This window comes from Pseudomonas parafulva (genome assembly GCF_000800255.1).
Lineage (GTDB): Bacteria > Pseudomonadota > Gammaproteobacteria > Pseudomonadales > Pseudomonadaceae > Aquipseudomonas > Aquipseudomonas boreofloridensis.
Genome location: NZ_CP009747.1, coordinates 2723681 through 2736580 on the forward strand (window position 1 = coordinate 2723681; position 12900 = coordinate 2736580).

Here is a 12900-nt window from a genome sequence, read left to right on the forward strand (position 1 = left end):
GGCCCCTCGGGTCGGCTTTTTATTTGGCCTTCGTGCCCCCAAGCTCAGGAGTAGCCCATGATCGTCAAAGCTCTGCGGGTCGGCCTCGGCCAGCTCATCGTGTTCGGCGACTGGATCAGCCGCCCGGCCAAGCGCAAGCGTGACGCCGCCGCCCAGGCCCAGGTCGAGCAGCAGGCCAAAGGGCTGGCGCTGTACCAGTTCCATGCCTGCCCGTTCTGCGTCAAGACCCGCCGCGCCCTGCACCGGCTCAACGTGCCGGTGGCACTGCGCGATGCGAAGAACGACCCGCAGCACCGTCAAGCACTGCAAGACGGCGGCGGGCGGGTGAAAGTGCCGTGCCTGCGTATCGAGGAAGACGGCAAGACCACCTGGATGTACGAGTCCAACGACATCATCGCCTACTTGGACAAGCGCTTCGGCTCGATCTGAGTCAGCCCACCATCGGCACGTGCCGGGGATGACTGGCGACCCGCTCCAGCCAGGCGCGCACGGCGGGATACTCGGCCAGATCGAAGCCGCCCTGGTGGGCCACATGGGTATAGGCATAGAGCGCGACATCGGCGATCGAGTACTGCTCGCCCACCAGGTACGGCGTCATGTGCAACTGCCGTTCCATGACCCTCAGCGCCTTGTAGCCGCCCTTGTGCAGCTTGCGGTATTCCTCCAGGCGCTCCTGCGGCAGCCCCAGGTAGAACTGGATGAAGCGCGCTACCGCGATGTAGGGCTCATGGCTGTACTGCTCGAAAAACTGCCATTGCAGCACCTGGGTACGCAAACGCGGCTCGGTGGGCAGAAACTCGCTGCCATCGGCGAGAAAATTGAGAATGGCGTTGGATTCCCACAGGCAGGTACCGTCTTCGAGCTCCAGCACGGGAACCTTGCCGTTGGGATTGCGCGCGAGAAATTCCGGTGTTTCGGTTTCGCCCTTGAGAATGTCCACCGGGTGCCACTCACACGGCCGTCCCAGCAGACTGAGCATCAACTTGACCTTGTAGCAGTTGCCTGACTGATAGTCCCCATACACCTTGTACATCGCCCCTCCCCTCCTGCGCAGCTGCAAGTCAGCGCTCCATAGTTGAGGACTGTACGGCTAAATGCAATGGTCGCTGTATGGCGCGCGGCAGGTCGCTGCGCGTTAGTCTGCGCGAAATGCCCCATTGCACAAGGAATGCACCGTGACCGACGCCACTTCCACGCCCCTGCGTCCACTGGCCGACAGCTCGCCGTCGGCCGTGGTGGCCGGCTTCATCGCCATGCTCACCGGCTACACCAGTTCGCTGGTGCTGATGTTCCAGGCCGGCCAGGCCGCCGGCCTGAGCAATGCGCAGATCTCCTCCTGGATCTGGGCGCTGTCGATCGGCATGGCGGTGTGCAGCATCGGCCTGTCGCTGCGCTATCGCACGCCGATCACCGTGGCCTGGTCGACACCGGGCGCGGCGCTGCTGATTACCAGCCTGGGTGGGGTCAATTACGCCGAGGCCATCGGTGCCTACGTCACCTGCGCCGCGCTGGTGGTGATCTGCGGAATGACCGGCAGCTTCGAGCGCCTGGTTCGCCGCATTCCCGCGTCGATGGCCTCGGCCCTGCTGGCCGGCATCCTGTTCAAGATCGGCAGCGAAATCTTCGTCGCTGCGCAACATCGCACCCTGCTGGTGCTGGGCATGTTCTTCAGCTACCTGTTGGTCAAGCGCCTGTCACCGCGCTACTGCGTGCTCGCCGCCCTGCTGGTCGGCAGCGCATTGTCCGGCGCCTTGGGCTTGCTGGACTTCAGTCACTTCGACTTGCAAGTGGCACGGCCGGTGTGGACCACACCGAGTTTTTCGCTGGCGGCGACCATCAGCATCGCCATCCCGCTGTTCGTGGTGGCGATGACTTCGCAAAACATGCCCGGTGTGGCCGTGCTGCGCGCCGACGGCTACCAGGTGCCCGCCTCGCCGCTGATCTCGGCCACCGGCCTGGCCTCGCTGGTGCTGGCCCCCTTCGGCGCCCACGGCGTCAACCTGGCAGCGATCAGCGCCGCAATCTGCACCGGCCCACACGCCCACGAGGATCCGGCCAAGCGCTACACCGCTGCCGTCTGGTGCGGGATTTTCTACGGTATCGCCGGGGTCTTCGGCGCCACACTGGCGGCATTGTTCGCCGCGCTGCCCAGGGAACTGGTGCTGTCGATCGCGGCCCTGGCGCTGTTCGGATCGATCATGAACGGCCTGAGCGTGGCCATGAGCGAGGCCCGCGAGCGCGAAGCGGCACTGATCACCTTCATGGTGACGGCCTCGGGGCTGACGCTGTTTTCCATCGGGTCGGCGTTCTGGGGCATCGTGGCGGGAGTGATCACCTTGATGATTCTGAGTCCGCGCAAGGCCGGATGAACATCACGCCGGCGATGGACCCTCCCTGGGATCGCGGGGCGCGACACGAAGAGACTACTACAGCCTCTCAATGCAGCCTGAAGTGCCCCACCATCCCCTTGAGTTCATCGCCCAACTGCGCCAACTCGACGCTCGAGCGCGCCGTGTCCTGCATGGCCAGCGCCGCCTGATCGGCGCTGCCGCGAATCTGCGTGACGCTGCGGCTGATCTCTTCGGCCACCGAGCTCTGTTGCTCGGCCGCTGCGGCGATCTGCTGGTTCATCTGCTGAATCAATGACACGGCAGCCGCGATGCTGCCCAGGGCACTTTCGGTGTGCAGCGCATCGGCCACCGCCAGACGCACCAACTCGGTACTGCCACGGATCTGCGTCACCGACTGCTGCGCGTTGCCGCGCAGGCTCGCCACCAAACGCTCAATTTCCTCGGTCGATTGACGGGTGCGGCGCGCCAACGCACGCACTTCGTCGGCGACCACCGCGAAACCGCGACCCTGCTCACCAGCACGCGCTGCTTCGATAGCCGCATTGAGCGCCAGCAGGTTGGTTTGCTCGGCCACGCTCTTGATCACTTCCAGCACATCGCCAATGGTGTGAATCTCGGCACTCAGGCTGTCGATGCCGGCACTGGCGGTTTCCGCCGCCTGCGCCAGTTGCTCGATACGCTGCATGCTCTGGCGCACCACCTGCTGACCGGACTCGACCTTGTCATCGGCCTGCTGGGCCGCCTGGGCCGCTTCCTCGGCGTTGCGCGCCACATCGTGCACCGTAGCCGTCATCTGCTGCATGGCGGTGGCGACCTGCTCGGTTTCCTCTTTCTGACTGCCGACCTCGCGATTGGTCTGCTCGGTCACCGCTGACAATGCCTGAGCATTACCAGCCAATTGTTCGATGCCCTGCTGCAAACCACTGACGATGCTCGACAGCCCAGCGGCCATCTGCTGCATGGCCAGGGTCAACTGGCCCACCTCGTCGCGCCCGGCGACCTGCGCATCGACCAACAGATCCCCTGCGGCAATGCGCTGCGCACTGGCGATCACACGTTTGAGCGGCGCTACCACGGCGCGGGTGATCAGCCAGGCGGCGACGATCCCGACCAGCAAGGCCAATGCCGTGGCCAGCGCGATGGCCAGCGTATTGTGAGTCAGCTCCTGGCGCATCGCCGCCTGCTGCGCATCGTAAGCCTGGTCGATGCGTGCCGTGACCTGTGCGGCGCTGGCCTGCAACTGCGCCTTGATGTCCTGCTCCTTGCCCAGTTCGGCCGTGTACTCATCGAGCTTTTCGGAGAACGAGGCGATATGGCCGGCCACCTCACCGAGCAGGCTCTGGTAACTGGTGTCGGCAACCGCTGTCTTGAGCTCATCGACCAGATTCGCGGCCTCGACGGTCTGCGCGATGCGCCCTTGGTCAATCGACTCATCGCCTTTGCGTGCCTGCTCCAGGCGCACCCGCGCAGCATCCATGGCCTGCAGCATCAAGCGCGAGACCTGCGCCACTTGGGTGGATTGTTCGAGCATCTCGCTGCCCTGCTGGCCTTGGGATTGCTTGAGGGCATCGGCGCCATCGTCGGCCAAGCCCGACTGCAGCACATCGAGGTTACCGGCCACACTGGAGACCGACCACGCAGCGGTGTCCAGCGCCAGCTCCTTGCCCTGCACCGCCTCGACGAACGCATCGAATGCCTGGCCGTAGGCATGCAGGTCGGCTTCGCTCGCCGCCAATAGGGGAATGCCCCGGATGCGTTCGATCAATGCCTGCAGGCCGGCGCGCAGTGCCTCGGCTTGCTTGATGTCCGAGCGCAAGGCGAAGGCCTGTTCGTGCTGGCGCAGGCTGAGCAGATTGGCCTTGACCTCGCCCATCTGGTGCAACGCGTCGAAACGCTGGCCGACCTTGCTCAAGGCCTGGATGCCGATGGCCGCCACGGCCAACGTCAGCAGCAGTACCAGAGCAAAGCCCAGGCCGAGTTTGCGGGCCATGCCCAGGTTGGCCAGACTACCGCGCTTGGTCGACGTCATCGCCACTCCCCCTCGCCCTTAGGTGTTGCCGAAGGCACAAGAGTGACAACCGCATGGCTCGGGTCACAAGGCCCTGCGGTCAGAATGGTGTCAAATAGCTATGAACCTGTCGTTTTCAGCTAACTGCGGGGCGTCCAGCAGCGGCGAGAAACGCTTGGGCGCGTCTGTCCTGTGCGTAGGCGACGTTGATGCGCAGCCACTCGCTTTGCCCGCCCACGGGGTCGAAGGCGCTGCCGGGCGTGAGCAGCACCGAATGCTCCAGGGCCAGGCGGTCGAGCCAGGCGAAATCCCGACCCGGCATGCGCGCCCAGACGAACAGGCCGCCGTAGGGTTCGCAGAGTACCTCCCAGCCATGGGTTTCCAGTTGTCCCAACGCCTTCGCCATGTGCTCGGCCAGACGCCCGCGCACCCGCTGCACATGCTTGCGATAGCTGCCATTGCCGAGCAGGTGTCCGACCACCTGCTCGACGAACCTGGAAGTGCCAATGCCGGTCACCATCTTCAATTGCGCCAGGCGCGCAATGAGTTCGGGATCTGCACTGATAAAGCCCACGCGCAGCGCACTGCTCAGTGTCTTGGAGAAGCTCGACAAGTAGATCACCTGCCGCTCGCTGTCCAGCGTCGCCAGGCGAGTGGCGGGGCCATCCTGGAAGTCGGCGTAGATATCGTCCTCGATGATCCGCAGATGATGCTCGCGTGCCAGTTCCAGCACGCGATAGGCCGTCTTGGGGCTGAGGCTGGTACCCGTGGGATTCTGGTACAGGCTGTTGATGAACAGGCAGCGCGGCCGGTGCTCAGCCAGAAGCTGCTCGAGCGCCCGCAGATCGGGCCCGGTCGCGGTGCGGGGCAAGGGCAGCATGCGCACCTGGTGCTGGCGCAACAGGCTGAACAAGTTGTAGTAGCCGGGACTTTCGACGATCACAGCATCTCCTGGTACGAGCAGCGTGCGCACCAGCAGGTCCAGCCCGTGGCTGGCGCCCTGTGTGGTGAGCACGCCCTCCGGCTCGCTGGGAATCTGCAACTGCGCCAGACGCTTGAGCAACTGCTGCCGCAGCCCGGCCATTCCCAATGGCGGGCAGTAGCGGAGCAAGTCTTGCGGGTCGCCGCGACTCACCTGGCGTATCGCCTGGGCCAGCGCCTCCTGCGCCTGCCAGGCGTCGGGCAACCAGCCGCAACCGAGCTTGAGCAGTGCTGGATGGGCGTCACTGAACTGCCGCCAACTGCCATCGATGGCATCGCCCCAGGCCAGCGCATCGTCTCGAGCGTAGGTAGACATCCGCTCGGCGACGAAAAAACCGGCCCCATGGCGCGCTTCGAGCCAACCGCTGGCGACCAGTCGATCATAGGCATCGATCACACAGCCATGGCTGATCGCCAGGGTGCGGGCCAGGCTACGAATGGAGGGTAGGCGCGTGCCAGGACGCAGGCGCTGCTGCTCGATCCAGGCTTGCAGTTTTTCAGTGAGTTGCTGGGCCAAGGGTGTGGCGGCGAGACGATCCAGAGTCAGGTGCATGGCAAAGTGTTCGACGATTTTTAGCGAACAGTTAATCACAAATCCCCGTGAGGTGTGCCTTGCCTGTGCAAGGCCATGAACCGAAGCTGATTGCACGGGGCTCCCCGTGTTTACCACCTGATCCACCACTTCCAGACGGACCTCCCATGCCCGCACGCCTGGCTTTTGCCCTTTGCCTGATCACCCTGGCGGTGAACCTGCAAGCCCCGCTCTACACCACCTATGCCACCCTCTCGGGATACGGTGCCGCCGCCACCGCCATGGCCTTCTCCAGCTACGTGCTGGGGGTACTGCCCGTACTCCTGGCGTTTGGCGGGCTGGCCGACCGGGTGGGCCGCCGACTGCTGATCAGGGTCGCACTGATCTTGTCGATGATCGCCACCACGCTCGTCATGTTCGCGCCTGGACTACAGACGCTGGCCCTGGCGCGACTGCTGATGGGCGTGGGCACCGCGCTTTCGACCACCCTCGCCACGGCCTACATGGGCGAACTGCAAGGCGATGGCGACACCACACGGGCGGCGAATTGGGTCACTGCCAGCACGTCGCTGGGCTTCGGCCTGGGAGCGGCTTTGACCAGCCTGTTCCTACTGGGTGGTCCAAGCCTGACGCCACTCAGTTTCCCTCTACACCTGGCGCTGGCAGCCACTGCGTTGTTCCTGGTCTGGCGCCTGCCCGATCAGCGCAATGCACATCGCACGCCGATGCTGCGCCTGCCCTGCTATCCAGCCGGCAGCTTGCCCTATGGGCTGGCCATTCTGCTGGCCTGGGCCTGCACCGGGCTGGTCATCGCGCTGGTGCCGGGCGTGCTGCGACAACACGGCCTGGATCAATGGTCAGGGTTCTCTACCTTCTGCGTGATCAGTTGCGGCGTGCTGTTCCAGCCGCTGGCCCGACGCCTGAACAGCAGGCCGGCGACTCTGCTGGGGCTGGTCATTCTGCCGCCCAGCTTCCTGTTGTTGGCCTGGGGGGCCGATAGCGGCAGACTGATGGCCGTGTTGATCGGGGCAGTGGCCGCCAGCAGCGCCTGCTACGGCTTCATCTACCTGGGCGGTCTGGCGGCGGTCAATGCCCTGGGTGGCACGGAGAAGCCGCGCGCCAGCGCCGGGTTCTTTCTTCTCGCCTATCTGGGATTCAGCCTGCCGGTCGTCTTCACCGGGTTGCTCAGCGATCGACTGGGTGCCCACATCGCTCTGCAACTGTTCGGTGCCGCCCTGGTGCTGGGATGCGCGCTGGTGGCCCTTGCACTGATCGGCGCCGGGCCAAGGCTCAGATGGCGGTGGCGCCGCCATCCACGGTCAGGCTATGGCCAGTGGTGAACTTCGCGCCATCGCTGCACAGGTACAGCACCGCGCTGGCGATCTCCTCGACCTTGCCGATGCGCCCGACCGGGTGCATCGCTGCGGCGAACTCTGCCTTGCGCGGGTCGGCCTCGTAAGCACGACGGAACATATCGGTATCGATCACCGCCGGACACACCGCATTGACCCGAATACCCTTTTTCGCGTATTCGATGGCCGCCGACTTGGTCAGGCCGATCACGGCATGCTTTGACGCTGCATAAATGCTCATCTTGGGCGCCGCGCAAAGGCCTGCGACCGACGCGGTATTGACGATAGCGCCGCCGCCTTGGGCCATCATCATCAGCGGCAACTGGTACTTCATGCACAGCCACACGCCCTTGACGTTGACCGCCATGATCGCGTCGAACTCGGCTTCGCTGCCTTCGACGAGGCGGCCCTTCTCGATTTCGATTCCGGCATTGTTGTAGGCGTAGTCCAGTCGACCGTACGCCGCGACGATGCGCTCGTGGAGCTGGCGCACATCGCTGTCGTGGGTGACATCGCAGGCGACGAACAGACCATCGCCGCCGCTTTCACGGATCAACCCCAGCGTCGCTTCGCCACCGACCGCATCCACGTCGGCCACCACCACCTTCAGCCCCTGCGCAGCGAACGCCAGTGCCGTCGCCCGCCCTATGCCCGCCGCCCCACCGGTAACCAAAGCGACTTGGCCAGAAAATGTCATGCTCATCGCACACTCCGTTTTACATGAAGGCTCATGGCGGTGAGTCTACCCAGCACAACTGGGCACAGGGCAGCATCATCAGATCTGCCGTTGCAGTAACATCGTCGGTGGTGATTTTATGCATGGCACTCAATCACTCTGCTGGATCGACGAGCATTCGCCATTCAGGTCAGGCTTGAACAGTAAGACTCGACGGTTTATCAACAGACTTTGCCATCTACCCGGAGACGTTCCATGACCCAGACCAACCGCCGCTTCCTGCTGGCCAAGCGACCGACCGGCGCCGTCCGGCGGGAAGACTTCGACTATCAACAGGTTCCGGCGAGCGAACCGGCGGACGGCCAGATCCAGGTGCGCAACCTCTACCTTTCGCTGGACCCGGCCATGCGCGGCTGGATGAACGAAGGCAAATCCTATATTCCGCCGGTCGGGCTGGGCGACGTGATGCGTGCTTTGGGTGTAGGTGAGGTCGTCGCGTCCAACCATCCGGACTACAAGCCTGGTGACCATGTCAGCGGTGCGCTTGGCATACAGGACTATTTCACTGGCACCCCGCAGGGCGTGCACAAGATCGACCCGAACCTGGCCCCGCTGCCCCGCTATCTGTCTGCGCTGGGGATGACCGGCATGACCGCCTACTTCGCCCTGCTCGAAGTAGGACAACCCAAGGCCGGCGATACCGTGGTCATTTCCGGTGCGGCAGGCGCTGTGGGCAGCATCGCCGGACAGATCGCCAAGATCAAAGGTTGTCACGTGGTGGGTATCGCCGGTGGTGCCCAGAAGTGCCAGTACCTCAAGGACGAACTGGGCTTCGACGGCGTCATCGACTACAAGGCCGAGGACGTGTTGGCGGGCCTCAAGCGCGAGTGCCCCAAGGGCGTTGATGTGTACTTCGACAACGTCGGCGGCGATATCCTCGACGCGGTACTCAGCCGTCTTAATTTCAAGGCGCGCGTGGTCATCTGCGGGGCCATCAGCCAGTACAACAACAAGGAAGCGGTAAAAGGACCGGCCAATTACCTGTCGCTGCTGGTCAATCGCGCACGCATGGAAGGCTTCGTGGTGATGGACCACGTCAAGGAGTACGGTAAGGCCGCACAGGAAATGGCGGGCTGGCTGGCCAGCGGCAAGGTCAAGAGCAAGGAAGACGTGGTGGACGGGTTGGAAACCTTTCCCGAAACGCTGCTGAAACTGTTCAACGGGGAAAACTTCGGCAAGCTGGTGTTGAAGGTTTGATCACGCTGGGGGCCGCAATGCGGCCCCCACTGGCTTCAATCAGGCACGGATCTCGGCCACCACGGCAGCCAGCGCCTGCGCCGGATCCGCGGCCTGGCTGATAGGGCGACCGATAACCAGGTAGTCGGAGCCCGCTTCAAGTGCCTGGCGCGGCGTGAGAATGCGACGCTGATCGTCCTGTGCACTGCCTGCCGGGCGAATGCCCGGAGTCACCAGTTGCAGCGACGGATGAGCTGCCTTGAGCGCCGGAGCTTCCAAGGCCGAGCACACCAGGCCGTCCATTCCTGCCTTTTGCGCCAGCGCAGCGAGGCGCAGCACCTGCTCCTGTGGATCGACATCCAGGCCGATACCGGCCAGGTCCTCGCGCTCCATGCTGGTCAGCACGGTCACCCCGATCAGCAGTGGCTGCGGACCGCTGCGCTTGGCCAATTCTTCACGGCATGCAGACATCATGCGCAGGCCGCCAGAGCAGTGCACGTTGACCATCCATACACCCATCTCGGCAGCCGCTTTGACCGCCATGGCCGTGGTATTGGGGATGTCGTGGAATTTCAGGTCGAGGAACACCTCGAAGCCCTTGGCACAAAGGGTCTCGACGATACCGGATGCGCTGCTGGTGAACAGCTCCTTACCCACCTTGACCCGGCACAGTGCAGGATCGAGCTGGTCAGCCAGCTTCAGGGCGGCCTCACGGGTCGGGAAATCGAGGGCGACGATCAGGGGCGTCTGGCAGGCGGACATGGTCGGATCTCTGTGGCAAGTCGTGAACGGCGCGCATTGTAAACGAAGTGGCGAGTCGATTGGGGATACGCAGCGATACAGTTGGCGTGAACAAGGCTGGCCGTAGAGGAACGCATGATCGCAGCCCTAGGTCCGATACCATGACAAGCAGCATTTTCACGATCACAGGAGAACGATAATGCCCTGGTATGCCTGGCTGATACTCATCGTAGCCATCGGCTCCATCGTAGGTGGGCTGATGATGCTGCGCGATACAGCGAAGAAATTGCCGCTGACGGACGAGCAGTTGAAGAAAGTACATGAACGCAATGCCGAGGCAGATGCCAAGGATGCGCGGGATCGGTGACTGAGCGACAGTGAAGGTCGGGGCACAGGCCCCGACCTGATAGGCCTGTTACTGAACGGTCATCTTGCCCCGATTACGTTCGATGAGCGTACTTCCGATGCCTTTGACCTCCAGCAACTCGTCTACGGTCTGGAATGCTCCGTGTGCCTCGCGATAGGCCACGATGGCCTCCGCCTTGGCTTTGCCAATGCCGGAGAGCTCCTTTTGCAAGGTTGCGGAGTCCGCCGTATTGAGGTTCAGGGTAACTGCGGAGGTCGACACTTCGCTCGTCGAAGGCGATACAGGTGTAGAGGCGCTAGGGGCAGCGCTGACCGAGACAGACAGGCTCAGGAAAAGTGGCAGTAGAAGACTTCTGATCAGTTTATTGCGCATGAGTGCACTCCTGTGCGTTGGTACATTTCGCATTTAAGGGCAGCTAATTCCTTGGCTGCCCTTTTCAACGTAGCCAGTCTCAGCGCATTCGCCCAGGTGCGGCGAATGATTAAACCGTAACAGAATTGATCACGTTCATTCGTCCGAACGATTTTCTCAAACGTGATCTAGAAACAGCTGACAGCTAGATTACTGTCAGCCGTACATTTACCTACATGTCTTGCCGACGCTGCTGATAAACCCAGTCAACAATGTCGCCTTCTGGCGAATAGCCACTCACCATCTCCCGCAGCGACTGACGGACCCGAGCAAAGTCATCGACCGCCAATGCCTGGAGGAGCTGATTCAATTGCTCTTTAAGTTGCCCCCACTGCAGAAAGTCTTCGCTGGCCGTCATGATCATCGGATGAGACGTGGGTGAAACGTTATCGCCGATCAATAACTCCTCATACAACTTTTCACCCGGCCTCAGACCGGTGAACTCAATGGCAATGTCGCCATGAGGATTGCTTTCGGAGCGGACAGTCAGCCCGGAAAGATGAACCATCTTTTCAGCCAGCGCGGCAATCTTGACCGGTTCGCCCATATCCAGCACGAACACATCGCCGCCCTGCCCCATGGAGCCGGCCTGAATCACCAACTGAGCCGCCTCGGGAATGGTCATGAAGTAACGGGTGATCTTAGGGTGCGTGACCGTCAGCGGGCCACCCGTCTTGATTTGGTGATGGAACAGCGGAATGACCGAGCCAGAAGAGCCGAGCACATTGCCGAAACGCACCATGGTGAAACGTGTTTTATTGACCCTGGCGACATTCGCACCATCACCGTAGAACACCGGTGCGACTTCTTTGCTCAGCGCCTGCAAGATCATTTCGGCCAAACGCTTGGTGCTACCCATGACGTTGGTTGGACGAACAGCCTTGTCAGTGGAAATGAGGACGAAGTTTTCCACATTGGCGTGCAGCGCAGCCTGGGCGGTGTTAAGGGTACCCATCACATTGTTGGCGACGCCTTCGGAGATGTTGTGCTCGACCATGGGCACATGTTTGTAGGCCGCCGCGTGATACACCGTATCGACTTTCCACGTGCTCATGGTATCGAACAGGTGCTTGTAGTGACGTATCGATCCGAGGAACGGCACCAGGCGTACCGGCAGCGCCTGGCGAGTGATGCGTTGTTCGAGTTCACTGTGAATGCTGTAGAGATTGAATTCGCTGTGCTCGAACAACAGCAGGCACTTGGGTTCGAGCATCAGGATCTGCCGGCACAACTCAGAGCCGATCGAGCCACCCGCGCCGGTCACCATCACCACCTTCCCGCTGATGCAACGAGCGAGCAGATCGGGTTGCGCAGGCACTGCGTCACGCCCCAACAGGTCGGCGATATCGACTTCCTGGATGTCATCCACCTTAACCGCGCCACGCGCCAAGTCCACGACGCTTGGGACACTGCGTACGTGCACAGGGTACTGTTCCAATGCGCTGAGCACTTCTCGGCGTCGGGAGCGACTGGCCGAGGGAATTGCCAGCAACACCTCTTCGGCTGAGGTGACGTTGAGCATGCGCTCGATATCAGAGCCTTTGAACACCTGCAAGCCGGAAATCGTCCGATCGGTCAAGGACTCGTCGTCATCGATGAATGCCACCGGCTGCATCGTACGCCCCATGCGCAGCGCTGCAAGGAGCTGGTTGCCAGCAGCGCCGGCGCCATAGATCGCGACTTTGGGCAAGCCATTGTCACGACGGGCAAAGGGTACATGTTGCCGAGCGGCATACCAGTCGCCGAGGAAATACTGACGCATCAGCAAGCGCCCGCCACCGATCATCAGCAAGCTCAACCACCAATAGTTGAAAATGATCGACCGTGGAACCACCACGGTGTGGTTTCCATACCAATACACGACCAATGCCAACAACAGCGAAGACAGGCTCACTGCCTTGAAGATGGTGATCAGGGCATCGTTACCGAAATAACGCATCACCGCACGGTACATCCCGAACCGGATGAAGATCGGGATGGTGACGATGGAGGCAGCGACAAATAGCCACCAATGCGTTACCACAGGATTGACCAGCTCATCCAACCCCATGCGAACGACGAAAGCCAACCACAGTGCCAACCACACTACAACCAAGTCCGCGGTGACCTGTATCGCGCGTTTATGTTTACGCGGCAGTGAAACCATCCGCTTTCTCAGTCTATCCATATGCATCTCTAATTCCTCTGCTCGGGCATTTCCGAGACGGCTGCGGCCTTTGCTGCAGCCCCCTGATGGAAGGCCTGC

General features: G+C 62.2%; 12 protein-coding genes and 1 pseudogene. 5 read left to right on the top strand and 8 right to left on the bottom strand.

The genetic code is table 11. The annotated features are described in order from the left end of the window. Nucleotides 1-57: 57 nt before the first annotated feature. Nucleotides 58-429, top strand: coding sequence for a glutaredoxin family protein (locus NJ69_RS11615; protein ID WP_039579203.1), 372 nt, complete (start codon nucleotides 58-60; stop codon nucleotides 427-429). A gap of 1 nt (nucleotide 430) precedes the next feature. Here the strand turns inward: NJ69_RS11615 and NJ69_RS11620 are convergent, their stop codons facing one another. After that, nucleotides 431-1033 (bottom strand): glutathione S-transferase family protein, encoded by a 603-nt coding sequence (locus NJ69_RS11620; RefSeq protein ID WP_039579205.1) that lies wholly within the window; start codon nucleotides 1031-1033, stop codon nucleotides 431-433. Nucleotides 1034-1175: 142 nt separating this feature from the next. Between NJ69_RS11620 and NJ69_RS11625 the strand changes: the two genes are divergently transcribed. Then, nucleotides 1176-2369: a benzoate/H(+) symporter BenE family transporter gene (locus NJ69_RS11625; RefSeq protein WP_039579208.1), complete on the top strand. Its 1194-nt coding sequence runs from the start codon at nucleotides 1176-1178 to the stop codon at nucleotides 2367-2369. Between the two features lie 67 nt (nucleotides 2370-2436). Here NJ69_RS11625 and NJ69_RS23180 read toward each other — a convergent pair whose 3' ends face one another. From NJ69_RS23180 to NJ69_RS11635, 3 genes and pseudogenes are all read right to left on the bottom strand, one after another. Continuing rightward, complete coding sequence (locus tag NJ69_RS23180; RefSeq protein WP_432416636.1) at nucleotides 2437-3312, bottom strand: methyl-accepting chemotaxis protein; 876 nt, start codon at nucleotides 3310-3312, stop codon at nucleotides 2437-2439. Beyond that, a pseudogene (locus tag NJ69_RS23185) lies at nucleotides 3301-4380 on the bottom strand (HAMP domain-containing protein); the annotation flags it as partial. The pseudogene NJ69_RS23185 and the gene NJ69_RS23180, both read right to left, overlap by 12 nt. A gap of 115 nt (nucleotides 4381-4495) precedes the next feature. Then, nucleotides 4496-5893: a PLP-dependent aminotransferase family protein gene (locus tag NJ69_RS11635; RefSeq protein WP_039579213.1), complete on the bottom strand. Its 1398-nt coding sequence runs from the start codon at nucleotides 5891-5893 to the stop codon at nucleotides 4496-4498. A gap of 146 nt (nucleotides 5894-6039) precedes the next feature. On the opposite strand from NJ69_RS11635, the gene NJ69_RS11640 reads away from it, so the two are divergent. Then, nucleotides 6040-7212: an MFS transporter gene (locus NJ69_RS11640; protein ID WP_052192102.1), complete on the top strand. Its 1173-nt coding sequence runs from the start codon at nucleotides 6040-6042 to the stop codon at nucleotides 7210-7212. Here the strand turns inward: NJ69_RS11640 and NJ69_RS11645 are convergent. Next, nucleotides 7163-7927 carry an SDR family oxidoreductase gene (locus NJ69_RS11645; RefSeq protein WP_039579218.1) on the bottom strand — a complete coding sequence of 255 codons (765 nt, stop codon included), beginning with the start codon at nucleotides 7925-7927 and terminating at the stop codon, nucleotides 7163-7165. The two genes, NJ69_RS11640 and NJ69_RS11645, sit on opposite strands and share 50 nt — an antisense overlap. A gap of 228 nt (nucleotides 7928-8155) precedes the next feature. Here NJ69_RS11645 and NJ69_RS11650 point away from each other — a divergent pair, with 228 nt between their 5' ends. After that, nucleotides 8156-9157 (top strand): NADP-dependent oxidoreductase, encoded by a 1002-nt coding sequence (locus NJ69_RS11650; protein WP_039579220.1) that lies wholly within the window; start codon nucleotides 8156-8158, stop codon nucleotides 9155-9157. 39 nt (nucleotides 9158-9196) lie between these two features. On the opposite strand, the gene pyrF is transcribed toward NJ69_RS11650, so the two are convergent. Further along, entirely contained in the window at nucleotides 9197-9898 is a 702-nt protein-coding gene (gene pyrF, locus NJ69_RS11655) for an orotidine-5'-phosphate decarboxylase (protein ID WP_029613735.1), read from the bottom strand. Nucleotides 9899-10076: 178 nt separating this feature from the next. Between pyrF and NJ69_RS22410 the strand changes: the two genes are divergently transcribed. Further along, on the top strand, nucleotides 10077-10244 hold the full coding sequence (locus NJ69_RS22410) for a DUF2897 family protein (RefSeq protein WP_080754748.1): 168 nt from the start codon (nucleotides 10077-10079) through the stop codon (nucleotides 10242-10244). Nucleotides 10245-10292: 48 nt separating this feature from the next. Here the strand turns inward: NJ69_RS22410 and NJ69_RS11660 are convergent, their stop codons facing one another. Beyond that, on the bottom strand, nucleotides 10293-10616 hold the full coding sequence (locus tag NJ69_RS11660; protein ID WP_039579228.1) for a ComEA family DNA-binding protein: 324 nt from the start codon (nucleotides 10614-10616) through the stop codon (nucleotides 10293-10295). A gap of 211 nt (nucleotides 10617-10827) precedes the next feature. After that, nucleotides 10828-12822 carry a polysaccharide biosynthesis protein gene (locus NJ69_RS11665; RefSeq protein WP_039583243.1) on the bottom strand — a complete coding sequence of 665 codons (1995 nt, stop codon included), beginning with the start codon at nucleotides 12820-12822 and terminating at the stop codon, nucleotides 10828-10830. Nucleotides 12823-12900 lie beyond the last annotated feature (78 nt).